Source organism: Planococcus sp. ANT_H30 (assembly GCF_008369335.1).
Classification (GTDB): domain Bacteria; phylum Bacillota; class Bacilli; order Bacillales_A; family Planococcaceae; genus Planococcus; species Planococcus kocurii.
Window position 1 is genome coordinate 35,969 of record NZ_VOBJ01000001.1, and the last position, 25,910, is coordinate 61,878.

The window sequence follows — 25,910 nt, forward strand, 5'->3', positions numbered from 1 at the left end:
CTACACCCTTCCGTCCATCAAATTTGAATACAATTGTTTCCACTGTGCCAGCTTTTCGGATTGTTGCAGTAACGTCCGCTCTGAGTCGATTTGGTCTACGGCTTGGCGTAAAATATGCTGACGCAATCCCTCTGCTTCTTGTTCAATCCAAAATTCTGCCCAGTTGCTTAGTGCTTTTTTCTCTTTATCTAAATAGCTTAACGCATCAGGTTCCATCAAAGCTTGCAGCGCATCACGTAATTTCTCTTTTTCGTTTTTCTCAAAAAAGCTTTTATTGTTTTTATAATATGATTTTACCGATGAATAATCTGCTTTTGTAAACGGCTTGGTCATATCTAGCGAATTCGCTTCTTGCACTTCGTATGGAGTAAACGAAAATCCAGAATTTTGTTCTTTTAGTTTCGCTGTATCTTCTTTAAACCGCGATTCTAGTTTCTTTTCGATAAACTGACCCAGACGGAAATTTGTGACACGCAACTCCTGCTGAAAATCAAAGCCTGTCATTTCATTCATATCCAGTAACGCTGTATCTAGTGCTTGCTGTGCTGATTTGTTCGAAAAAACGGACGGGTTAAAAGCCTCTTTAAAGAAATCATTAAAACGGTAAAAGACTCGTTGATTGACGTAATACAGCAATTCGTCTAATTCCTGTAAGGCTTCGCGCTCTAATAGCTTTGCAATAGATGCCGAGAACAGTTTCCGCAACTGTTGCTCAAGATGCTTAAGTTCACTAAGTCGCTCATCTTTTCTTAATAAATTCTTTTCCGTATCTTCGATCAAACTGCCGAATCGGTTGACTGCTTTTTGCTCTTCTTCTGCAAGTGATTGGACAGCCATGCCTTTTAGTTCTTCTTTTAAGAAATACTGAAACGCTTCTTCAAATTGCGGCATTCCTGAATGCTCACGGTCACGTAGCGCCAGTAGGCTAGAAACCCCAAACAGACGTGGGAAACGAATGCCAAAACGCTGTAGTTCGTCCTGTACATACGTCACAACGGCGTCTTTTTCTTCCACGTTATTAGCCAAATCGATAGCATTGACGACAAAGAACATTTTATCCATTTCAAATGCGTCTTTAACTCGCCCAAGTTGAATCAGGAATTCTCGATCTGCTCGTGCAAACGCATGGTTGTAATAGGTGATAAACAAAATGGCATCGGCATTACGAATATATTCAAATGCAACATTGGTATGGCGCGCATTGATTGAATCCGCTCCTGGTGTATCGACAAGCGTAACACCATTTCGTGTTAGTTCACAATCATAATAAAAATCGATTTCATCAACAAAACAGCTTTTCTCTTCTTTTGCTACATACAATCCAAAGGCTTCACGATCTGTCCGGATCGTCTCACCTAAACGATCTTTGAAATTCGGGTAGCCTTTGTTAAACGCGTTAATAAAGGATTTATGAACTTGTTGCTCAGTCGGCGTATCTTCCGGTAACTTTGACGACTTGGCATATGCATCATCAAGAGAGGTGATTTGTACGCCTAATGCATGGAAAGAATTTTTAACATCTTCAGTCATTTGCGCATGCGTTTTTAATCGCACATCTGCTGTTTCATGTGGATGTTGCTCTGAGACTGGACGAATACGGTTGATTGTAGCGGTTGTGGGGTTTGGTGACACCGGCAATACCGTTTCTCCCATTAAAGCGTTGGAAAAAGATGACTTCCCAGCACTAAAAGCGCCAAACAAAGCAATCGTGAATTCCTGACCTTCTAAACGACCTGCTTTACGTTTTAAATAGGCCGCCGTTTCAGCAAAACCTTTGATTGGATCAATAACTGTTGCTGTACGATTAGCACGCTCCAGTACAGCTTGTTCGTCAAACTCTGCCACTTCTGCCATTTTTGTTTGCTGTTCTTGTTGCTGTTGCTGTTGATCGTCTTTTTCAAGCATAGATGAATCGAATTCGGTCATATCCTCAATGGAAACTTCAAATTCACCTAGCCATTGTTCTACTTTTTCTGCTGCCGCTGTTTTTTGTTTAGGTAACATTGCCGAATAAGAGCGTTTCACTTTATCGATTTTGCTATCCATTTCCTCAAGTGTTTGAATTGCCAACATTTTTTTGGAAAGTGTTTGTGATTTCATATCAATTTCCGTGTTAGCGTCATCTGTCAAACCTTCAAACTTTTCTTCTTGCGCTTTTTTCCAACCATCCGTTTCACGAATGAACCAACGCTGAACAGCCGTTGAAATACTTTTGGCAAAGTTTAGTACGGCATCCCCTGTTACGGAAGCTCCTGCTGGCGTTTGCTCTTTTACAACAGAAAACGGCACAGTAAAGACGATGTCATCAATTGCTAAAGATTCACTATCACTCAATAAATTAGCATCTTTCAACGAAGACTTCATCAACTTTTTTATGTGAGTGGTAATTTGAGACGAAACCGTCGAGTCAAGTCGCTCTTGTACGTCTTGCTGTCTTTTTTGGCGTTCTTCTTCAGTCTTTTTGCCACTGAACAGCATGCCAACTTTGAAGTTCGGTTGAACAGATTCCAAGTAGCTCGTTAGCGCATTACGTAGTTCATAAGGCATGATATTCGAGTTTTCCAGTAGTTCTTTGCGATTCTTTTCAAATGTCGCCTGCCAGCTTTCAAAATCCTGTACAGACATTCTACGAGATACTAATGCATGTTCTTTTTTCAAATCCTCACGCATTTCCCATTCTTGTGGATCTAGAACAGCTGAAAATGCATCCAGACGTTCTGCTTTTTCATCTTCTAAGTACTTAATGTGCTCATCTTTTAGCTGACTTAAAGCAGAAGCAGAAGCTTCGCCAACATGACCTTCCCAGTTTTGCATAGTTGAAGACACTAAAGACTTGACCTGTTCAAAATCATTCCCCGGAAACTCAAAATCTTTTAAAGACGTGAAGAAAATACCTTTAGGAACGACTCCCCAAGCTGCAAACGAATCGTGAACAGATTGTTGAAAATCCACAAAGCTCATTTCACTGTTCTGATGCTTATCAATTTGATTAACGATTAAATACAATTCCGTGTATTTCTGCAATTCTTTCGTGAAATTAAAATTCAATTCGGATTGAACATGGTTATAGTCCATCACATAAAAGACCATATCTGCCACGTGAAGAGCCGATTCTGTTGATAACCGGTGAGCGTCATCCGTTGAGTCAACGCCTGGTGTATCCATAACTGTGATGCCTTTTGGCAAAACAGAAGCCTGGTGCCCAATGTCAATTTGCGTAACTTCTCCGCTCTTACAAAATTCCTTTACCGCATTAAAATCGTAATTCTCAGGAAAGTAAACCGGCTTTTCGTTTCGCATATTCACAATCGCAAAATCCGTATCCGCTTTTTGGACATTAACGATGTTAGCACTGGTCGGAATCGGACTAGATGGCAACAAAGTCTCACCCGTTAATGCATTAATCATCGATGACTTGCCAGAGGAAAAATGTCCGGCAAAGCCAATGATAAAATTATTTTTCAAGATTTTTTTTGCAAATAAATGAGCTTTGGCCTCGCGTTCGGTATCTTCGTTATCTTTAAAAATCTGATAAAGGTGGGCCGTTTCAAGTAATTCTTTATGATGATCAACAACTGTCATTTAGAAATCTCCTTCTCCGCATACTATTATCTATCATATCATTTTTACGTGCGAACGAAAAACATCCTTCTCAATTTAGAGAAGGATGTTGCAGACTGCAGACAAAGTCTTATTAAACTAAATAGTGATGTATAATCTCCAACTGTGCTGGCCACTTTGCTTTTTGTGGGCTCAGCGCGGAGTCCTTGGCAACTAGCGCGACGTCCTGTCGCGCCAGTTGCATGACCCACATGCAGATAAAAAAATGAGTAAATATTCTTTTGTCTACAAGCTGTTGGTTTTCTTATGAAAATCCGTGGATAGACATGCCACCATCGACAAAAAGCGTTTGTCCAGTAATATAACTTGCTGCGTCTGAAGCCAAAAATACTACTGGCGACGCTACTTCTGGTAATTCTCCAACACGTTTCATTGGTGTTACTGCTAGGATGGAATCCAAGTATTCAGGATCACTTAGAATTTTTTCTGTTAACGGCGTTTTAAAATACCAAGGTCCGATCGCGTTGACACGAATATTTTGAGGTCCCCATTCCATCGCCATGACTTTGGTCATCTGAATAATGGCAGCTTTTGAAGCTGCATATATAACGCCAGTCTTCAAAGCACGGTCGCCTCCGACTGAGCTAATATTAATGATTGAACTGCCGCTGTTCATTTTTTTAACAGCTTCTTGTGAAAACATAAAGACACTTTGTGCGTTAGTATCCATGATTTTATGCCATTCCTCATCCGTTGCATCAGACAATGAAGAACGGATATTCATTCCGGCATTATTCACTAAAACGTCGATTGCTCCAAATTGCTGCACTGTTTTTTCAACTGCCGCTTGAATCTCAGTACGTTTTGTAATATCAGCAATCGTATAAGCCGTACGATCGTTGCCAATCTCCTGCTGCGTGTTTTGCAAATCTGTTGCTGTCCGGGCGACCAACATGACGTTCGCGCCTGCTTCTGCAAGTGCCACGGCAATCGCTTTTCCGATTCCTTTACCAGCACCTGTAACAACGGCTGTCTTACCTTCTAAACTGAATGATTTTAACATCGCTTATCGCCTCCGCTCTCATTATAATCAAAACATTCGCTATTTGTCCTGTTCTATATGAAATTGGCGTTTTCAAACCACTTCAATCAGCAGTGGAGCAGAAAAACATTGAAGGCATTGCCAGTCATCATGATTAAAAAAAGCAAAAACCGCCACGAAAATTCGCGGCGGTTGATGATTACATAGTGAGTTGATAAATTTTTGAATATTTTTCTTCAAGGTATTCCGCTAAATAATCTGCATTTAAGCCTTCCCCTGTAACGTCTTTTAAAATATCCATTGGCTTTTTAAAGGCACCATGACGATGGATATGACGAGTTAGCCATTCACGAATGGGCTCAATGTTTTGCTGCGCCAATAATTCATCGTAGTTTGGCAAGTCTTTTAGCATGGCGTTTTTAAACTGTGCTGCATACATATACCCTAGTGCATAAGAAGGGAAGTAACCAAAGCTTCCTCCCGCCCAGTGAACGTCTTGCAACACGCCTTCTGCATCATTCGTAGGTCGTACACCTAAATATTCTTCGTATTTATCATTCCACAGTTCTGGCAAATCACTTACTTGAAGGTCTCCATTAAACAAGCCTTTTTCAAGTTCGTAACGCACCATAATATGCAGTGCGTATGACAATTCGTCTGCTTCAATGCGAATTAATGACGGTTTGGATTCATTGATTGCACGAACATAGTCGGTCAGATTAACCTTGCTAAATTGGTCTGGCGCATATTCTTTCAATAAATTAAAGTTTTGCTGCCAAAAATATTCATTTCGTCCGATAAAGTTTTCGCAAAACAACGACTGTGATTCGTGCATGCCCATAGATGCACCAGTTTCAATAGGAAGACTTGCCAATGCTTCTCCGAGATTTTGCTCGTACATTGCGTGGCCTCCTTCGTGAATTGTACCGAACACAGCTGTTCGGAAATCATTTTCGTCATACTTCGTCGTCACCCGGATATCTTGGCGATTAATAGAAGTCATAAATGGATGCACCGTCTCATCCAGTCGACCGGCTTCAAAATCATAGCCTAACTGCTCGAGCATTTGACGGCTAAAATCTTGTTGTGCTTGTTTTGGAAAATAGTCGTATAAAAACGCCGTTTCCGGTTTATTCGATGAGGCTGCAATTTTTTGCAGCAATGGCACAATGCGTTCACGAAGTTTGCCGAACACTTCATCTAGAATTTCAGTCGTCATACCAGGTTCGTATTGATCGAGTAGCGTATTGTAAGGACTGCCGTTTTTCTCTCCCCAGTAACCGATCATTTTTTTTGTTGTACTAACTAGTTCTTCTAAATAGGGAAGAAACAACGAAAAATCCGAATCCGACTTAGCTGTTTCCCATACCGATTCTGCTTCAGATTTTAATACAACAAATTTCTTGTATTCCTCGGGAGGAATTTTTTTGCTTAAATCAAATTCTTTCCGCGCTTCTTCTACTGAACGACGGATAAATGGATCTAATGTTGCTTGTTCTGCTTCCAAAAGAGACAATAACTCACCGAATTCATCTGAAGTCGATAGGCTAAAAGCGGCTGCTGATAACGTGCCAATGCTTTCAGAACGTAGCTTTGTTCCTTTTTTGGGCGCACCTGTCCGCATATCCCAGTGCAATAACGCAATAGCTTCTTCGTAGCCTTTTATCTTACTAAAATGTTCAGTAAACTGCTTTTCAAGTGACAAACAAATCCCTCCAATGGTTGTTGAAATAAGTGTATCATAAGAAAACTGCTAACTTAAAAGTTTTGAGCCGGAACTGGCAAAATTGTTTCCCATAAATGTTCGACACGCAGTTCATCTTCGTTTAACAGTAAATGAATTTCGCCATGATCTTTAGACGTTCGGATCAAACGACCAATGCCTTGTTGAAGACGAAGCTGCATGAAAGGTAAATCGATTTCTTCTAACGGATTGTGGCTGAATTTGCGTTTTGCATCAAAAACAGGGTCTTTTGGTGGGAACGGCAAATCGACCATAATCACTTTCGTTAATGCTTCACCCGGTAGGTCGAGTCCTTCCCAGAGATGATAGGAACACAACACTTGGAATTTGCCATCTTGGAATTCTTTAACGACCGTCGACAGTTCACGATCGCCTTCAAATTCGATTGTATAGTGATGATCTAAAGGCAGAGATTTTTTGAAATTGTCCATATCGAATTTTGATGTAAACAATACCAATGTTTGGTCTCCTGTACTAAATAAATCATAGACACGCTCAAACTTCTGTTGCTGCTCTAGTGGATGTTTAAAGATTTTCATAACATCCTCGTAATCAAATGGAGACGATACTGAAAACGATTGGAATTTGTCGATGCCGAGACTATCTGACAGATAAGTAAAATCTTTTTGAATCGATAATGTAGCGGAAGAAAAAACAATTGGGGTTTTTCCATCAAACAATTTTTCGTCCAAAATATCAGTAACAAGACGCGGCATAATAATCAATGTCTCGATCTCGTCTTTTATTTCTAACCACGTTACAGCATCACCTTCTTCTACAAACAAACGCATCGAGAACGTATATTGTTCAAAATACTCTTCTGCTAAGCGCAGTTCATATTCAGGAATTGTAAACAATTCTCCTTCAAAAACGAATTCCTCCATCATTAAATCAATGTGGCGAACGAGCATGTTCCCGACTTTGACTAGTTCTGGATCTTTGGTAATCGCTTTGCGGTCTTCATCACTTTTTACTGTGTGAATGCGTAGCAAACGGAAAAATTCATTGTGAAGATCGATTGTTTGCTCAATCATGTTCAAGGTTTTTTCACGCATTCCATCAGAAAGAATACTTTCTGTCACGTCTTGAAGAGTGCTTTCTTGCACTTCATAAGTCAGTGCACGCTGCGCGGAGAATTCCAATAAATGACCCTCATCTAAAACAATTTGAGAGAATTCAGGAAGCAGTGGCGTCTGTCCTTCGCGTTTACGTGCTTCTTTTGTCCAAATATGCTCCATTAAGAAATCATGTGAACAAATGACCAAATCTGTTGCCTGCCGGTAATGATTGCGGTGGATGGTCTGCCCGCATTTATTGCGCATATCGCACGCATTACAGTTTTGAACCGGATGGTAATTTACTTGCTGCCATTCTTCATCCGTCACTTCTGGGTAACTTGAGCGTTCTCCGTACGGATAGGTATTTTGCATAGAAAACGTCTTATTAACGAATTCTGGCAAACTGTCTTCGATGTCATAAAGAAAATCAGCATCGCTACGCTTTTTTGCACCTTCTAAACGCTGCAAACATAAATACTGATCACGTGATTTTGCTAACCGGACATCGAGATTCAAGTCAAATAGATCATTTAAACGATCAACGTCTCCGCCTTTTTTCACCAATTGCTCGATTAACGTCTCATCTGCACATGAAATAAGTGCAGGTTTGCCCGTATAACGTGCGTAGGCGATGGCTGGCAATAAATAAGCCATCGTTTTACCTGTACCAACTCCTGCTTCTGCAAACAGCACTGATTTTTCTTTTAATGCTTGTTCAATTTGGAAAGACATAAAAACTTGCTCATCACGCAAATCGTATCCTTTTTCAGGCAGTATGTCATAAAATATATCGCCAATCCAGTCATTGAGTGATTCAAAGAACGTTTTATCCTTAGTTAAAGGGAATGGTAGTGGTTGTCTCATAAACTCTCCTCACAGAGAAACGGAAGAGCCGATGCCCTTCCGTTTCGTCTCATTTATTTTTTAGAACGTTCTCCCCAAAATTGGAAAAGATCCGTACGGATAAATCCATTAAATAATTTACGTTTTTTCGTTGCAGGTTGTCCGTAAAGTGTTTCAAAACGCCCCATCGATGACAGCATATAAACAGACCAAGTTGTGTGTTTTGCAAAGACACGTCCCATGTCTGCAATCATTTCTTCAATAATTTCAATTTCACCAATACGCTCTCCGTACGGTGGATTCCCTACAACAACGCCATTTTCTTCTGTTGCAACAAAGTCTTTGACCTGTCGCTGTTCAAAGTGAATCAAGTCTGCAAATCCAGCTTCGCGAGCATTTTCTTCTGCAATTGTCAGCATGCGGTGATCGATATCTGTCCCTGTAATGTTCAAGGGTTGATCATAATTTGCCAACTCTTCTGCTTCTGCACGGACTTCATCCCAAATTTCTTGTCCAATCCATGGCCATTCTTCGCTATCAAAGTCACGGTTGTAACCAGGCGCTAGATTTTGACCAATCATCGCTGCTTCAATAGCAATCGTACCTGAACCACAAAATGGATCTACGAAAGGACGATCAGGCGTCCATCTTGACAATTTCACAAGTGCTGCAGCCAATGTTTCTTTTAGAGGCGCTTCACCTTGATCTAAACGATAGCCGCGTTTATGCAAACCAGCTCCGCTCGTATCAATCGATAATTGAACTTTATCTTTTAAAATCGATACTTCAATTTTAAAACGAGGCCCTGTTTCATCTAAAAATGAATTGTGATGATAAGCTTTTTTCAAGCGCTCAACAATTGCTTTTTTAACGATTGACTGACAGTTTGGCACACTGTGCAAAGTAGATTTTACTGATTTCCCTTGAACTGGAAATTCAGCATCGAGTGGCAGAAATTTCTCCCACTCGATTTCTTTTGTGCGTTCAAACAACTCATCAAACGTGTAAGCATTAAATTCACCGGCAATAATTTTCACACGGTCAGCCGTACGCAACCATAAATTGGTTTTGGCGATATCTCGCTCATTTCCTTCAAAAAATACTTTGCCGTTCTCGGTTTCTGTTTCATAGCCTAATTCTTTTACTTCGTTAGCTACGATAGACTCAAGGCCCATTGCAGCTGTTGCGAGCAATTTAAATGTTGTCATAATGACTCCCTCTCCAGTTGTTCACTATTTCAGTGTTTGTTTTGTTTACCATTACAGCGTTATCGATTTATACAGTGTTTGTAAAATCTTAAATTGTACTATGTCATACCATTTAATAATAAGCGCCTTTCGATAGGCATCAAATTAAACAGCAGAAAATCTATAAATTTCTACTAAGCATTCATCTCATAATATGAAGAAAGGCTCCCCTGACAGGAGAGCCTTTAATAAGCATTTTAAGACCATGTGAAATTCTATAAGCCATGTTTTGTTTCCACGTACTCAAGCGGTTTGCACCTCGTACTAGTGGACAGCAACCATCTATCTGCAAACTTACGTCTGCCTCTTCATCAGTTCATTTCCTTCAGAAAAGTGCCCCTACCATAATTTGGGTTTCTCGCTCACGGGGTTTACCTCGTTCCACCTGTATAATTTCTTATACAGCTCCGTCACTGTGGCACCTTCAGGGTATTTAGGCCGTATCCGAAGACTTAGGCGTTCTACCCGCCGTCAGCTATTGCTAGCTGCCTCAGCTTATTGTTTCACTGAGCGCGATCACTACGGTCATCTCAGAACCGTGCGAGCATGGACTTTCCTCTCCAGCGAAAACGCTAGAGCGATTGCCAGAATTTCAAATGGCTTACTAAGTATACGCTACTCAGCACAATAAAACAATTGTTTTAGTTATTGTCTAATTTGTTGCCAAATACATGATTTTCTAGATGAGACAAGCGTCGTAGAATATCAAAATTTGTAGTCCCTGGTGCCGGTGTCGCTTGTTTTCTTGGAGTATTTTCCAATTCCGTCCGTAAACGTTTGTTTTCATTTTGAAGTTGTTCGATTCGTTTTGAGAAAGCTTCATAGTCCTGAATGACTTCATCCAAGAAATGATCGACTTCGTCTTGATTGTAGCCACGCATAGCTGTTTTAAAATCTTTTTCTAGTATGTCCTTAGACGTAAATTTATTTTCCATTTTAATCGCCCTTCCATAAAAAAACTACCTTATGCTAAGTATAGCATAAGGTAGTTTTTTCGTGCTCAGTCTTCTTCATTTTTTGGATTCTTTTTTCTCTTTTTCTCTTCTAAACGTGACTGTCTTTTGACAATATCCATAACGAGTGATTGTCGCACATGCGTATGTTCACTTGCTTGTTTTGCAAATCCTGCCATGATGATGGCCTGCTCTAAATCGCGTAATTGATGTTCATACAGTTTTGCCGTATGAATCCACGCTTCTACTTCGATACTGCCACGCAAATGAGGTGCTGCTTCTTTAAAAAGTTGGACCGCCTCTTCGTACTGACCCGCTCGTTTTTTCTGTATTGCTAGAAGATAACGGGCTAAAGCTGTAGATGCCCCTCTTTCAGCGGTGACATGCTCGAGGTATGCGGCACTTTGATCAAATTGCTTTAAGTCCGCATACCATTTACCAATATTTGTATAAGCGCCACTTGTTTCCGACTCCAAATCTTCCATTAATAAATTAGAAGACACAACATATAACGACACCAGCGATAAAATATCCAATTCATTATGATAAAGAACTTTTGCTAAACCGTCCGGAAATCCACTTTTGACGGCATCCAAGTAAATAGCCGGAATTAAATAGCCAGGCACATCGCCTTGTCGAGTAAAGCCCAGTTTTTCTTCTTCAATCGTGCTCAGCTTCATGCGGGCCAGTTCATTTTTCCAGATTCGTTTTGTACCGTGAAACAAATCAATTTGACGTGGCACCGGCAACTTCGGCAAAATTTGTCTGTGCATGGTCCAACGAGACGTCAGCTGCGGCCAATCAAAGCTTTTGCCGTTATAGGAAAAGATAATCGGATCATCCGTTTTCCACAACCCTGTTTCATAGAGAAACGCCGCTTCGTGGGAAGGATCTGGCATAATGTATTGCATCATTTCAAAATGATCACTGCGCTTAACTAACAAACCAATTAAAAAAATATAAGCACCGGTCCCACTAAGGCCTGTCGTTTCTGTATCAAAAAAGACAAGCGGATCCTGTTTGCTCAACTTAAAAGGATGATCAAAATCTGTATTCTCCCATGCCTTTAAGACGAGCTCAAGTTCATTCAAAATTACTGAACCGTGCTTGGTGTCAAACGGATAAATAATCTTCTTACGAAAGACAAATCCAAATTTGTTTTCTACAAGTTCTAGTCCAATTCCATTCCACTTATCTTCATTGAGCGGCCGTTCTGCTGCTTTATCCGTCTGTTTTTTTACAGGCTTCTTTTTTAGCATGCCTTTCATTTGGAGAAGTTTGTTTTCAAACGACATTTGTCTTCACCTCTCTTTGCGAAGCTCATTCAACAGTCGAATCACATGGCCTTTCATACTGACGGCTGCATCTTGTGCACCGATGCACGATGGACATCCGTCAAGACATGGACATTCTGAGACATGTTGCTGGGCTTTATCAAGCAACGGCTGCCACAGATCGTAAATTCGTTCACTGATCCCAATACCACCCGGATAAGAATCGTGTATAAAAAAAGACGGTCTATCGTTATGTGGTGACTTTACTTGGGGCACAACATGGACATCGCGGCGGTCGCATTGAACGAATATAGGAATAAATGACTCGATCGCATAGGCTGCTCCGGTCATTGTGTCCGATAACTCTGCTTCTGTGAAGTCTTCGGGTTTCGCAAAACTCAACCACGTTGACGACGTGTGAAGTTCTTCTGGCGGCAAGGAAATTGGTCCAGAACCAATGTTATCATGCGAATCAAAACGGATCTTTTTAAAAATCGTTGGCATTGCAAGTACCGCAATATCCCCATAAAACACTTCTGAACCGTTCATTTCCTTGTCTTTATCTTCACTCATCACTTTTAACTCTACTGCTAAATTGGCATCTGTGAAATAATCGACGTCGACTTCTCTGACATAGGCTTTCTTTTCTTCCCAGTCTAAAATTTCTACTTGAAATTGAGTACCTTGATGCAGATAAATGGCTTCTTCGTGCAATAATGTCATCGCACTAAAACGGTCCATTTCTCCAATTACACGTGTATCTGCAGGAACAGACTGATCGATGATGACGACATTTTCCTGTGAAGCAGAGCGCAGCGATATATCGTGCGCTGGGAAACGATCACTCATCCAGTGCCAACGATTTGATGTACGGAAGAGTACACCTTCTTCCTGCAAATATTCGAGCAGCTCTTGAACTTCAAATTCTCCGTACTGGTCGTCGATTCGAAATGGCAATTCAAAAGAAGCGCATTTTAAATGATCCATTAAGATAATCATATTTTCTGGATGGATACGCGCTTCTTCTGGTGACTGATCGAGTAAATATTCTGGATGATTAATGATGTATTGATCAAGTGCAGTCGACTGTGCGACATAAATAACGAGCGACTCATCTTGACGACGTCCCGCTCGTCCCGCTTGTTGCCACGCACTAGCAATATTGCCCGGATAGCCTGTCATGATACACGCTTGCAACTGACCAATATCCACGCCAAGTTCCAATGCATTAGTAGACACGACACATTGAATGGATCCGTCACGCAATCCTTTTTCAATCGCCCGCCGCTCTGTCGGCAAATAGCCCCCCCGGTAACCTTTGATTGAATCATCTTGCAGTTTCATTTTGGTCACGGCTTGTAAATAAGTAACCAGCATCTCTACACGTACACGACTTTTCGCAAAGACAATGGTTTGAATGCCATTTTTGATCAAATGAGTAGCTAGATCTCGTACTTCTAGTATGGCACTTCTGCGGACACCAAAAGTTGGGTGGATAATCGGCGGGTTATAAAAAACAATATGTTTTTTTCCAGAAGGTGCACCGTTTTGGTCAATCAGCTCATGTGAACTGTTCGTCAAATTTTCCGCTAGCTCTTTTGGGTTGGCAATTGTAGCAGATGTACAAATAAAAACCGGATTGCTGCCATAAAACTCACAGATCCGTTTTAGCCTCCGAATAACATGTGCTACATGTGTCCCAAAAATGCCTTTGTACGTGTGCAGTTCATCAATCACTATATAATGAAGGTTTTCAAAAAGTGATACCCATTTTGTGTGATGCGGCAAAATAGCGGAATGCAGCATGTCTGGGTTCGTCATCACGATTTGCCCGGCTTTTCGGACCTTTGTTCGAATCGCTGGTGAAGTGTCTCCATCGTACGTATAGGACAAAATCGCTTCTTCTGTTTTCTCAATTAAATCATGCAAATCGCTTTTCTGATCCTGCGCTAATGCTTTTGTTGGAAACAAGTACAACGCTCGCGCACCCGGATCATTTAAAATTTTATGCAGCACCGGCAAATGATAACAATAAGACTTGCCTGAAGCTGTCGGGGTAACAGCCGTAAACGACTTGCCTGCCGTCGCCAAATCGAATGCTTGTCGCTGATGCGTATACAATTGCTCAATGCCTTTCTTCCGAAGAGCCGCTTTCAAGCTAGCGTGCATCTCCAGTGGAAAGTCGGCATATCGAGCTGGTTTTTCTTGTCTCGTATGCCAATGGACAATACGTTCCATCATGTCCGGTTGTGTTTTCCACTCTTCCATTAAGACAGGTAACGTTTTTCGCTTAATCATGTTTAGTGCTCTTTTCGTCAATGGCTAATATAAAAGTCTGCAGCGTATACTGTGCCGCTTGAATGGTTTGGATAAAGCGTTTCTTACTTGTTTCTTTATAAAAGCTTTGAACGAAAAACTGTGTCATGCCTTCTGCCGCTGTATCAATTTGAGGCTTATGAACATATTTTGGTCGCTCCTGCTGAATATATAGCAACGATTCTTTTTGCCACTCATTTATTTTTCCGTGCCAGAAATCGGCATAGGGTTTAACGTCTTCGTAAAAATCAGGAACCGCATCCATCTCACGCATTTCATAAAAGCGGTCTAGGCATTTTCCACATTCATCAAATAATGTAGAAGAGAGTTCTCTAACTGTCATTTTGCAATCCCTCCATTGCCATTAGTTTATCATATTCACTGAAACGACACGACTTTTATCGAACAGACATTCTTTCCTGTTGAATCCAGTCAAAAAATCTGGTATTGATAGAATAGAATAAGTTAACCATTTGTTTTCACTTGTTGCTTTTTTGCGAATCCATTTCTGGAATTTTCACTTTGGCGTCATTCGCTTAATCCTATTCTTCGCGTCTCTTTACTGCTTCACATAACCTGAAGTGGTAGATTTCGACTTGGTGAAACCTTTCATCATATCAGTCGTCTAAACGCTTGTGATATGATAGAGTAAGCGAGGTGTATCACAATGGCAATCAATTACCCGAACGGAAAAAAATTTGTTCCGTCAAAAAATTCAGCTGCTAAAGAAACCGGGACCCCCAAAAAGAAAAAAGATTTTTCCTTTAGTAACCGTGGTAAAACATTAGAAGATGAATTAAATGAAACCAATGATTATTATCTTCAGCTGGGGTTAGCGGTCATCCATAAAAAACCAGTACCGCTTCAGATTGTCAAAGTAGAATATCCATCCAGAAGTGCCGCTGTCATTCGAGAAGCTTATTTCCAAGCTCCGTCTACGACAGATTACAATGGCGTTTGGAATGGACGATATATTGACTTTGAAGCAAAAGAAACCGAAAACAAAACTTCTTTCCCGTTGAAGAATATTCATGATCATCAAATTCATCACATGTCTCAAGTCGTTAAACAAGATGGAACTGCATTTATGATCATCCGATTTTCTTCTTGGCAACGATATTTTATCATGCCTTTTAAAGAACTTGAATTTTTTTGGAATCGGATGATCACAGGTGGAAGAAAATCGGTTACTTTGCAGGAAATAGAAGAAACTTCATTTGAAATAATACCTGGAGCATTTCCACGCATTAATTATTTGCCTCTTCTAAAAAAATTCTAACTAGTACTACTTATATGAAAGTGAGGAACCGATTTTGAGTGATAAACAAATTTCGCGTGAAGAACGCCGAAAAGCAATCGAACGCCAAAAAAAGACCAATAACAAAAAGAAAAAGAAATCTCCCGCAATAACATGGATAAAACGTATTCTACTGGCGATCGTTGTCATAGGATTAGCAGGACTTGTGTTCGGCGCCTCTCTCTTTGCGTTCTACGCAAGCAGCGCACCTGAACTTGATGAAGAATTATTGCGTGATCCTATTAGCCCGACATTCTATGCAGCCGATGGCGAAACAGAAATCCCTTATATTACTGCTGAAAACCGTGAATATGTCAATTATGAAGACATTCCAAAAACGATGGAAGCTGCTATTTTAGCAACTGAAGACAATCGCTTCTATAAACATTCGGGAATTGATGTCATTCGCCTGGGTGGTGCAGTCATCGCCAACATCACTGGTGGTTTCGGCTCACAGGGAGCTAGTACCATCACTCAACAAGTTATTAAAAACTCTTTTTTAACGAATGACAAAACCTTGAAACGAAAAGCACAAGAAGCATATCTTGCTTATAAACTAGAGCAAGAATATGAAAAAGAAGAGATATTTGAGATGTATTTCAACAAAATTCTGATGTCTGGTAATATTTACGGTTTTGGCACAGCTGCTGAAACGTTTTACGGCAAACCCCTTAACGAGTTAACACTTGCTGAATCTGCGTTACTTGCAGGAATGCCGCAAAGTCCGAATGGTTACAACCCATTCAAAAATCCTGAACGTGCTGAAGAACGACGGAATGTCGTTTTAAGCCTAATGGAACAGCACGGGAAAATTACCACAGAAGAAAAAGAACAAGCTCAAACGGCAGTTCTGGCAGACTCATTGGTCCCTGAAGATCAACGCCAGCCTCAAACGGCAAACACTGAATATACGGCCTTTATGGAAATGGTCGAGGATGAACTCGAAGCATTAGAAGGCGATTATTCACTTGGTGATGGATTGACAATTTACACCACTTTAGAACCTTACGTTCAAACTAAAGTAAACGAAACAATGGCATCTGATTTGTTTTTCGATGATAAAGTTCAATCTGCTATGACGGTCGTAGATACCAAAACAGGTGGTATCAGCGCGGTCGGCGCAGCACGTGAATACTCAGGCGATGTGCGACATAATTTCGCGATTGCGAAAGACCGTCAAGTCGGATCTACTATTAAACCAGTATTGGATTACGGTCCTGCTATCGAATACTTGGACTGGTCTACTGGCCAAACAATTGTAGATGAACCTTCTTCTTATGAAGATGGTCAAGAAATCCGCAATGTTGATGGTCAATTTCTTGGAACTATGACTATCCGCGAAGCACTTTACCGTTCGCGTAATATCCCTGCTATTAAAACGTTACAAGAAGTTGGAACAGAAGATGCTGGAAAATTCATGAAAAATGTAGGACTTGAAATGGATAATATTTTTGAGTCTTCTGCACTGGGTTCAGCTGAATTTTCAACAGTAGAAATGGCAGGAGCGTTTGCTGCCTTTGGTAATGATGGTTCTTTTATTAAGCCTCATACGATTAAGAAAATTGTATTCCGTGACGGCTCAACCGAACAAGTCGTTGCACCCGAACCGGTACAAGCCATGAAAGACAGTACTGCATACATGGTAACGGATATGCTTAGAGATGTTGTCGATTTGAATGTGCCGGGCTCTACCGGTAAAGAAGTGGCGATTAACGGTCTGGACATGGCCGGTAAAACTGGAACAACTAACTATTCTGCTAAAGAACTTGGAGAGTACGGTTTAGACTCTAGTTCGGCACCAGATGTTTGGTTTGCAGGCTATACGACAGACTACTCCATTTCTGTTTGGAGCGGCTATCCTTCAAAGAAAACACCTATCGATACCGCATCAAATGAACGACTATTATCTCAACGTTTATTCAAAAATGTAATGTCACAAATTTCATCACCTGAAACAGCTCGTTTTGAACAGCCGGATTCGGTTACAGAACAAGTCGTTGAAATAGGCTCGGATCCATTAAAATTGGCCAGTGCTTTTACACCGTATAACTTAAGAAGTTCTGAACTGTTTGCACGTGGTACGGAACCAAATTCAGTATCACAACGCTATGTCGTGGAAGATTTAGATACCCCCACTCGATTACGCGCTAAAGTCAAAGATCAATCAGCTGAACTGTCTTGGAATTACGGAGATGACGATGTATCATTTGAAGTGTCCGTTGAAGTTGATGGTTCTCGCTCAGTTCTTAGCACCTCATCAAGCCAGTCTTATACATTTAATGGCCTTGAAGAAGGGAAAAGCTATACCTTTAGCGTTGTAGCCGTTAACAGCACGCAACGAAGCGATCCTGCATCGACTGTAGTTGAAGTTGCTGCTGCACCTGAAGAACCTGAAGAAGAGCCAGTCGAAGAACCGGTTGAAGAAGAGCCAGTTGAGGAAGAACCGGTTGAAGAAGAACCGGTCGAAGAAGAACCAGTCGAGGAAGAACCCGCTGAAGAAGAACCAGTCGAGGAAGAGGAACCAGCCGTTGAAGAAGATCCAATTGATGTTCCAGAAGATCCGACTGAAGAAGAAGAAAGCGAAAAACCGGCTGCCAATAATAGTGAAAACAACAATGCTACTAATGGCAATGACAATAATAAAGACCAAGATAAAGATAAAGATAAAGATAAAGACGACTCCAACTAAAACAACCCCCCCTCAAATGCATTTGAGGGGGGGTTGTTTTAGTCATTCAAGCGTTTTAGTTCAATCCGTTTTCTTGCCAATATCTTCTTCAGTTCAGTAAACAGTTCATCCAATTGACGATAAGCCGCATACGTTCTAGAAGACGTCTTGATAAAGTTCAGGCGTTCCAAACCGTTTAACGGCTCAAACCCATCATCCTGTAAGGCATCGCGACAGTGAGATAGTAGACGCTGATACAATTCAAGACCTTCTTGGATGGTGACCTTAGTCTGCTTACTGCGCTGCTCATGCAAATTGGCCAGTTCCGTCGTGATTCGGAGCCATTCCAAAAAATACGGTTCCAGCTGCTCTTTAGTTAATTTCTGTGACGATTTCACGTTTAACAAGTCCTTTTTTTTGGCGTTTTTGGCCTTCACGGCAACGGTCAAAAAGTGGACAAATAGGACATCCTGGATTTTGTGATTTGCAGTGATACCGACCAAAGAAAATAATTTGATGATGTGTTTTAGACCAATCGTCTGCAGGTGTTTTTTTCATAATGGTTTCTTCTACCTGAAGCGGATTGTCTTTCCAACGGTTTAATCCCAGGCGTTTGGCAACCCGTTCAACGTGCGTATCTACTGCTAAAGCTGGAATACCAAACGCTACAGAAACAACGACGTTTGCTGTTTTCCGTCCGACTCCTGGAAGTGTCATCAGCAGGTCTCGATCAGCCGGTACAATGCTATCATAATCGGCGATCAAAATTTCACTAAGTGCTTGTATATTTTTAGCTTTATTGCGAAACAACCCAATTGAACGAATATCTTGTTGCAGTTCCTCCAAAGAAACCGAAACATAATCTTTTGGTACGTGGTATTTCTGAAATAAAGTAGCAGTCACACGGTTTACTAGCTTGTCTGTACATTGTGCAGATAACAGTGTCGCAATCAATAAATCAAAAGGATTGCGGTGCACCAATTCACAATGTGCCTCTGGAAACATAAGGTCCATTTCTTCTAGACAGGCTAGCCATTCTTTTTTTGACATCATCTACTTCACCTTCTAACTGCGGTCTTCCAGCCAATTGTAAAACTGAACTTTTTTCACAACGTTCTCTGTCGGCTGAATCCGGATATTTTTCTCCCTGAAAGAACTTGCGTGCTTCGTAACTTGAGAAGAAGTTTTGATATTTTTCTTTTTCCACTCGAACAAAATACGGTCGACATAACGCAAACTGATTTTTTGTGAAATAACCGCTTCTTTTAGCGCCATACGGATTACGTCTGGTGTATGACCATCATGATCCATCCACATAGAGATGGTTTCAATTTCCATCGGTGATAAGAAACGACCAAATTCTTGTTCAAACAGTTGGAAAATTTCTCCTTCTAGCTCTTTTTGCGTATTTTCTTTGATTTCATGCTGTTCTTTATAGACACAATCTAGTAACCGATCCCATAAAGGCTGCAACGAAATGACTTCTGTTAACACATCGCTTTCCGTCGTTTGTTGAATGGCTAAATAGCCTTGTTGCATCAATTTTTGTAGCATCGTCGTTACACTTTTTTGAGAAGTCATCATGCGCGCACCGATTTCATCTGGTGTTGGAAATGGGTTTCCAAGTTGCTGAAATGCTTGTATATGCATAAGCAACATAGCTTCTTCATCTGTAATCTTCAGTTCTTTATAAAACTGAAAAAAAAGCTGGGAAATGGTAACATTCCCCTGCTCAATCCACGTTTGTAGTCGATTAGGTTGTTTCATATCCCAACCACCTTTCTGTTTATTCGATTTTATGGGTATAACCGGTTTAGAAGACGAGGGAACGGAATAGATTCTCTAATGTGTTCAACGCCGCTAATCCAAGCTACTGTCCGTTCAAGACCTAAGCCAAATCCAGAATGCGGAACCGCTCCGTATTTGCTTAAATCCAAATACCAAGCATAAGCTTCTTCATCTAAATTATGCTCTTTAATCCGTTGCTTCATTAGCTCGTAGTCATGGATCCGTTCTGATCCTCCAATAATTTCTCCATAGCCTTCTGGCGCAATCATATCTGCACATAACACTACATCATCACGTTCTGGATGCGGCTGCATGTAGAATGGCTTAATGCCGATTGGGTAATGCGTGATAAATATTGGCATATCATAGCTTTCTGCTAACGCCGTTTCATGTGGCGCTCCAAAATCTTCGCCCCATTTGATGTCATCAAAGCCATTATCATTTAGCCATTTAATCGCATCGTCGTAAGAAACGCGCGGGAATGGTGCTTTTATTTTTTCAAGTTTCGATACGTCTCTTTCAAGACGCTCCAATTCCAATTTGCAGTTGGTCAATACCGCTTGTACGATATGAGAAACATATTGCTCTTGTACTTCAAGGCTCTCTGCATGCTCTATAAATGCCATTTCCGGTTCGATCATCCAAAATTCGATTAAGTGACGACGCGTCTTCGATTTTTCTGCCCTGAAAGTTGGTCCAAACGAGAATACTTTTCCAAGTGCCATCGCTGCTGCTTCCATATACAACTGGCCAGACTGCGATAAATACGCATCTTCGTCAAAATATTTAGTAGCAAATAATTCAGACGTTCCTTCTGGAGATGAGCCAGTCAAAATTGGGGGATCTACTTTGACAAAGCCATTGTCATTAAAAAATTCATAGGTCGCACGAATAATTTCGTTGCGGATTTTCATAATTGCGTGCTGTCTACGTGAACGCAACCACAAATGACGGTTATCCATTAAAAATTCTGTACCATGTTCTTTTGGTGTAATCGGGAAATCTTTCGCTTCATGGATAACTTCAACGTCTGTAACAGCTAGCTCATAACCAAAGGCAGAGCGCGTATCTTCTTTTACTTCACCAGTAACATAAACAGACGTTTCTTGCGTCAACGCTTTCGCTGTAGCAAATAGCTCATCGCCTACTTCAGCTTTTACAACCACGCCTTGTACGAATCCTGATCCGTCACGCAACTGTAAAAATGCAATTTTACCACTTGAACGTTTGTTAGCGATCCAAGCTCCTAATTTAACTGTTTGTCCGTTATATTTAGCCATTTCGGCAATCGTAATTTTTTTCATCCAGCAATAGCCTCCAAAGAATAATGTTGTCTTAGTCTTTCCATTTTGATGTTACGAAATGATGAATCCGCTCTACCGCTTCTGTCAAAGTTTCGAGTGACGTGGCGTAGGACAAGCGAATCGTTGCATGCGCGCCAAATCCAGATCCTGGAATAACCGCCACGTTCGCTTCTGTCAATAACGCCGTTACAAAATCATCAACTGACGAATAGCCCGTTTTTTTAGCCGCTTCTGAAACGTCTGGCAACAGATAAAAAGCACCTTGAGGTCGCAATACTGTAAACCCTGGAATTGCCTGTAGTTTCGGATAAATCGCATTTAAACGCCCTTCAAAAGCCTGGCGCATTTCCTCTACTGCATCTTGTGGTCCATTATAAGCTTCAATGGCCGCATATTGCGAAGTTGTTACTGGGTTTGATGTAGAATGACTCGCCAAATCTGTCATTGCTTTGATCAATTTAGCGTCACCCGCTGCATAACCGATTCGCCATCCCGTCATCGAATGCGATTTCGATACGCCGTTGATTACTACGGTGCGATTTTTTGCATCTTCTGAAAGAGTCGCGATAGATATGTGAACGATATCTCCGTAAACTAATTTTTCATAGATTTCATCTGAAACGATTAAAATATCAAATTCACGGCAAACTTCCGCTAACGCTGTTAATTCTTCTTTAGAATAAATCATTCCTGTCGGATTGCTTGGTGTATTAAGTATGATCGCCTTTGTCCGTTCTGTGATCGCTTCTCGTAACTGCTGTGGTGAAATTTTGTATTCCTGACTAGCTGTCGCCTCTATGTACACCGGAACGCCCTGTGCCAACTTGACTTGCTCAGGATAGCTAACCCAATACGGAATCGGAATAATCACTTCATCGCCTTTGTTCAGCAGAACTTGAAACAATGTATAAAGCACGTGCTTTGCACCAATGCCAACCATCACTTCTTTTTGACAGTAGCTCAACCCTTGATCTCTTTGCAATTTATGGATGATGGCTTCTTTAAGCGCCGGAAGTCCGCCTGCTGGCGTGTATTTTGTTTTTCCAGCTAGCATAGACTGATAAGCAGCTTCAAGAATATTTGCGGGTGTATTGTAATCCGGTTCGCCGGCGCCAAGTCCAATGACATCGACTCCTTGTGCTTTTAATTCATTTGCTTTTGCAGTAATTGCCAAAGTTGTTGAAGGTGTTAACGTTTGTACACGATTCGCTAAGTTGATCAATTTTTTCAGCCCTTTCACAAATTCAATATGCGTTTCCACCAAGTCCCATCACTTGCTGACAAATAGACATAGTTTAAACTGTCTTTTTCATCTAAAAAAGCAACTTCCCATACCGGTCCATCTTTTTCCATTCCTAGCTTAGTGTGCAATATTTTTTTGACAGCCATTTCATCCACGACAATTTCACGTGCTTGCTGAGCAGTAATTTCGTCTTTAAGAAGAGCTGCCTGCATTTTACCTCCGTCTTTTGGAACAAATACAGCGGTTAATTCACCCTTACTGTTTGTGCCAAGTACGGTGACGGATGCTTCAGTATTCGTATAGACGTAAGCACGCTCCACATCTTCAATCAATTGCTCGCTTTTTGCGCGATCAATGGCTAGTTGCTCTGTTTCTGAATACGGCTTATTGCCGAGAAATAAAACAAGAATGATGATGGCAACTGCCAAAAAAGAAAGAAAACCGAGTATGAATGTAATCCATTGTCTCATGTAATCACCTATGTTTTATATATTGTAAAAATTGCTTTGTCATTATTTTCTTTGTCGAGCGCTAGTCCGAACATTAAGTTCCTGTCTTTTAACGTTCGGTTCAAGGCGTCTACCACTTTATATAAATCTGCTTGATACGTAAGTTCCACTGTGGAGATTACTTCAATTTTTGATTCCATGTTTGCGCCCATCCTTTCATTATATCATTGCTTATTATACCAAGCTTCAATATCGGTTACCATCTTTTCTAAAGACACTTTGGATACTTTGACTTTTGGCAATGCACTTATAAATTCACGACCATAGGATTTCGTCTCAATTCTTCGGTCCAGCACAATAAACAAACCTTTGTCATTTTTTGAACGAATCAATCTACCGAAGCCCTGCCGTAAACGAAGTACCGCCTCCGGCAAAGCATATTGTAAAAATGGATTGATGCCTTCACGCGTGATAATCGCAGAACGCGCTTTGAAAATCGGCTCATCTGGAGACGTAAATGGCAAACGGACTACAACTACCGCGCGAAGTGCATCTCCCGGCACGTCGACACCTTCCCAAAAACTATTCGTCCCAAACAGCACAGACTTCTGGAAACGCTGGAAAGATTTCAATAGTTTCATCCGACTACCTGAAGAAATTCCTTGCGCAAATAACATGTAATCATCGAGTAAGCCGGTGTCTTGAATTAAATCCACTGTTTTGCGGAGCATATCCTGTGACGTAAACAAGACAAAACAGCGACCTTCTGTCACAATTACGGTTTGAATAACAGCATCTGCAACCGATTCGATGTACTCGTGCTGAGAAACATGCTGGATATCGGGCATATCTTCCACAATATAAACATGTGCGCCTTGATAAAAATCTTTTGGAGGTTCGAATTTTAGGATTGGCACATGCTGAGGTATGCCAATTTGATTGACGATAAAGCGTTCATTTGCCGGAACAGTCATCGTTCCAGATAACCAAATAACAGCTTTGCCTTCACGCGCAGGAGCCACTACTTTGTCGACTAAGGAAGCTACAGCAAATGGTCTCTTGTACAAGGACAAACTAGTCGGCAAACTTCTCAAATCCCCTTCAATCCAACTGACTTCTTCAATGACTGGAAAAACAAAAATTTCACTAAACTCCACTGCTTTAACCATCATTTCTTCAGTCCAATAGCGCCAGTCTGCTATCGTCAGTTGATCTTTCATGGTTTTTTCGGACAACCGTTCCGCTTTTTGTAAAATAAGCTGCGACAAATCGATCCATTCGTTTAAATAATACAACATTTCTGTGAAGCGACTGTCTGAAAGCGACAGTTCACTCAATAATGCAGAATTCTTTTTGTGTCGACTGTGGGCAAATCTAGCAGTAAATTCAGTAGCTATCAAGCCTGAAACCTCATCGAAAAGGGCTGTGAATTTTAAAAACAGTGACTCTAGTTTCAACATTTCTGGAACTGTTGAAAATCCAGTCCGCTCTGCGGTTTCAAAAAGGGCTGACGCTAATTGTTTGTCGTCGAAACTGCCAATTTGACCAAAAATATATTTCCACTGCGTGTACACAAACGTTTTCTCGTGCTGCGACACTGCCGCTTGGACCACTTGATGCGCTTCATCCCAAATATAAGCACCTACATTGGTCAAAATTGTTTTTTTACTCAAATGCTGATTCAGTAAAAATGCATGATTTGTGACAATGATGTGTGCGTGTCTCGCCTGATTTAACGCAAACTCGTAGAAATCAGCTTTTCTTTCTTGCTTTGACAATTTGCGTATATGTGAACGACGAATTTTATCAACGACAAATTGGCCGCCACTGGATACGTTAATTTCATTTAAGTCACCTGTTTTTGTGGCTGTCAACCAGACTAGTACTTGCATAATCGTAAACGTTTCATCGTAAGATTCGTCATCACTTTGCAGCAATTCAACAAATCTGGTCAAGTCGATATAATGAGATAATCCTTTAATTAAAGAAATACGCACCGGCGAACCAATAAAGGCTTCGATCATTCGACCTTCTTTTGACACCAACTGATCTTGTAGATGTGTCGTATACGTGCTAATTAAAACTTGCTTACCGGTATCGAGTGCATAATTGACAGCTGGTAACAGGTACGCAATTGTTTTGCCCATACCGGTGGATGCTTCAATCACAACTTCTTTTTTTTCATTTAACGCATTTTCAATCGTCGCCATCATGTCATATTGGCTTGGTCGCTTTTCAAAATTCGGAAAGACCGTTTCAAGACCTTCACGCCAATCGCGTGGGATGGGGCTGTCGATCCTATCTTTCTCAAATATTGTTCTGGCTTTTAATGGTACGCCTTGGAACCGATCAAAATCATCTGATTGAGCGCTTCTTTTTTTCTGTGTCAGCTCAAAGAATAGCCTCGACAAATCGGACTTTAACTGGAAAGAACGTTTGTGAAGAAATGCCAACGTGTCATAAGGCAACGATTCCAAGTCATTTTTTGCACGTAAAAACAATAAAGCCGTTGCCATCGCATCATCGTCTGCACGATGAGCACTCTCGAGTGGAATGCCAAGTTCAGAAGTAATGTCCTGCAGCTTAAAGCTAAAAGCTGTCGGGTACATAAGTCTGACTAGTTCGACTGTATCCATCGTCAATCCTTGCCATTTTGACAATCCACTACGTTTTAGCTCGGCTTGCAAAAAGGGTAAATCAAAATTGGTATTGTGTGCGACAAAAATAGCATCTTGCATTTTTTCATAGATGGTTTCTGCATAATGCTCAAACGTCATGGCATCTGCTACATCTTCCTCTGTAATATTTGTTAAATCCTGTATAAATAACGGAATTGTGCGCCTAGGATTAATAAATTTTGTATATGTATCGGTAATTTCACCGTTTTCAATCGTTACCATTGCCAGTTGGATGATCCGGTCACCTTTTGCAGGGGAATGGCCCGTTGTTTCAATATCGACAACGACATACTTTTGCGTGTTCATCTTAGCCCCTCTTTCTTAGGTGATTGCCTAAAAAAATTGTAACATATCCTACCGCTTTCCGCTTTCAAGATGAAAATTCAATCTTCTTCGCTGCACTCTCAGGCAAAAGAAAAACAGCCCCGAATTTTTTCGGAGGCTG

Annotated in this window: 19 protein-coding genes and 1 other RNA gene; 2 read left to right on the plus strand and 18 right to left on the minus strand. The window is 40.9% G+C overall.

Annotated features, from left to right (window positions below):
* The 10 genes from FQ085_RS00205 to FQ085_RS00250 all read right to left on the minus strand — a co-directional run bounded on the left by FQ085_RS00205 (window position 1) and on the right by FQ085_RS00250 (window position 14,381).
* On the minus strand, window positions 1-3,582 hold the full coding sequence (locus FQ085_RS00205; RefSeq protein WP_149455684.1) for a dynamin family protein: 3,582 nt from the start codon (window positions 3,580-3,582) through the stop codon (window positions 1-3).
* 283 nt (window positions 3,583-3,865) lie between these two features.
* Window positions 3,866-4,624 (minus strand): SDR family NAD(P)-dependent oxidoreductase, encoded by a 759-nt coding sequence (locus tag FQ085_RS00210; protein WP_149455685.1) that lies wholly within the window; start codon window positions 4,622-4,624, stop codon window positions 3,866-3,868.
* 178 nt (window positions 4,625-4,802) lie between these two features.
* The gene (locus FQ085_RS00215) at window positions 4,803-6,308 is read right to left on the minus strand and encodes a carboxypeptidase M32 (protein WP_058385078.1); all 1,506 of its coding nucleotides are present in this window, start codon (window positions 6,306-6,308) and stop codon (window positions 4,803-4,805) included.
* A 53-nt stretch (window positions 6,309-6,361) separates the two neighbouring features.
* Window positions 6,362-8,269, minus strand: a complete 1,908-nt coding sequence (locus FQ085_RS00220; RefSeq protein WP_058385077.1) for an ATP-dependent DNA helicase — start codon at window positions 8,267-8,269, stop codon at window positions 6,362-6,364.
* A 53-nt stretch (window positions 8,270-8,322) separates the two neighbouring features.
* A complete protein-coding gene (locus FQ085_RS00225) occupies window positions 8,323-9,456 on the minus strand; it encodes a THUMP domain-containing class I SAM-dependent RNA methyltransferase (protein WP_071154471.1) in 1,134 nt (377 codons plus the stop codon).
* 252 nt (window positions 9,457-9,708) lie between these two features.
* Window positions 9,709-10,088: RNase P RNA component class B (gene rnpB / locus FQ085_RS00230), an RNA gene on the minus strand.
* A gap of 48 nt (window positions 10,089-10,136) precedes the next feature.
* Entirely contained in the window at window positions 10,137-10,430 is a 294-nt protein-coding gene (gene gpsB / locus FQ085_RS00235; RefSeq protein WP_058385075.1) for a cell division regulator GpsB, read from the minus strand.
* A 65-nt stretch (window positions 10,431-10,495) separates the two neighbouring features.
* Complete coding sequence (locus FQ085_RS00240) at window positions 10,496-11,743, minus strand: ribonuclease H-like domain-containing protein (RefSeq protein ID WP_058385074.1); 1,248 nt, start codon at window positions 11,741-11,743, stop codon at window positions 10,496-10,498.
* Between the two features lie 6 nt (window positions 11,744-11,749).
* The gene (locus tag FQ085_RS00245) at window positions 11,750-14,020 is read right to left on the minus strand and encodes a DEAD/DEAH box helicase (protein ID WP_149455686.1); all 2,271 of its coding nucleotides are present in this window, start codon (window positions 14,018-14,020) and stop codon (window positions 11,750-11,752) included.
* A complete protein-coding gene (locus tag FQ085_RS00250; protein ID WP_058385072.1) occupies window positions 14,013-14,381 on the minus strand; it encodes a YppE family protein in 369 nt (122 codons plus the stop codon). The genes FQ085_RS00245 and FQ085_RS00250 overlap by 8 nt, the downstream gene beginning before the upstream one ends.
* A 324-nt stretch (window positions 14,382-14,705) precedes the next feature.
* Between FQ085_RS00250 and recU the strand changes: the two genes are divergently transcribed.
* Both recU and FQ085_RS00260 read left to right on the plus strand, forming a co-directional pair.
* Window positions 14,706-15,317: a Holliday junction resolvase RecU gene (gene recU / locus FQ085_RS00255; RefSeq protein ID WP_058385071.1), complete on the plus strand. Its 612-nt coding sequence runs from the start codon at window positions 14,706-14,708 to the stop codon at window positions 15,315-15,317.
* Between the two features lie 34 nt (window positions 15,318-15,351).
* Window positions 15,352-18,024, plus strand: a complete 2,673-nt coding sequence (locus FQ085_RS00260) for a penicillin-binding protein 1A (protein ID WP_149455687.1) — start codon at window positions 15,352-15,354, stop codon at window positions 18,022-18,024.
* 38 nt (window positions 18,025-18,062) lie between these two features.
* Here the strand turns inward: FQ085_RS00260 and FQ085_RS00265 are convergent, their stop codons facing one another.
* Genes FQ085_RS00265 through dinG form a run of 8 tightly spaced genes read right to left on the minus strand, consistent with a single transcriptional unit; the run spans window position 18,063 to window position 25,771 of the window.
* Entirely contained in the window at window positions 18,063-18,401 is a 339-nt protein-coding gene (locus FQ085_RS00265) for a YpoC family protein (protein ID WP_149455688.1), read from the minus strand.
* Window positions 18,376-19,056 (minus strand): endonuclease III, encoded by a 681-nt coding sequence (gene nth / locus FQ085_RS00270; RefSeq protein ID WP_149455689.1) that lies wholly within the window; start codon window positions 19,054-19,056, stop codon window positions 18,376-18,378. Before nth ends, FQ085_RS00265 begins: the two co-directional genes overlap by 26 nt.
* A gap of 12 nt (window positions 19,057-19,068) precedes the next feature.
* Window positions 19,069-19,770: a DnaD domain-containing protein gene (locus tag FQ085_RS00275; protein ID WP_071154476.1), complete on the minus strand. Its 702-nt coding sequence runs from the start codon at window positions 19,768-19,770 to the stop codon at window positions 19,069-19,071.
* A 29-nt stretch (window positions 19,771-19,799) separates the two neighbouring features.
* On the minus strand, window positions 19,800-21,095 hold the full coding sequence (gene asnS / locus FQ085_RS00280; protein WP_058385066.1) for an asparagine--tRNA ligase: 1,296 nt from the start codon (window positions 21,093-21,095) through the stop codon (window positions 19,800-19,802).
* Window positions 21,096-21,126: 31 nt separating this feature from the next.
* Window positions 21,127-22,326, minus strand: coding sequence for a pyridoxal phosphate-dependent aminotransferase (locus FQ085_RS00285; protein ID WP_316833592.1), 1,200 nt, complete (start codon window positions 22,324-22,326; stop codon window positions 21,127-21,129).
* Between the two features lie 5 nt (window positions 22,327-22,331).
* Complete coding sequence (locus FQ085_RS00290) at window positions 22,332-22,808, minus strand: cell wall elongation regulator TseB-like domain-containing protein (protein WP_058385065.1); 477 nt, start codon at window positions 22,806-22,808, stop codon at window positions 22,332-22,334.
* Window positions 22,809-22,816: 8 nt separating this feature from the next.
* Complete coding sequence (locus FQ085_RS00295) at window positions 22,817-22,987, minus strand: YpmA family protein (RefSeq protein WP_071154477.1); 171 nt, start codon at window positions 22,985-22,987, stop codon at window positions 22,817-22,819.
* A 24-nt stretch (window positions 22,988-23,011) separates the two neighbouring features.
* The gene (dinG, locus tag FQ085_RS00300; RefSeq protein WP_149455690.1) at window positions 23,012-25,771 is read right to left on the minus strand and encodes an ATP-dependent DNA helicase DinG; all 2,760 of its coding nucleotides are present in this window, start codon (window positions 25,769-25,771) and stop codon (window positions 23,012-23,014) included.
* Window positions 25,772-25,910: the final 139 nt, after the last annotated feature.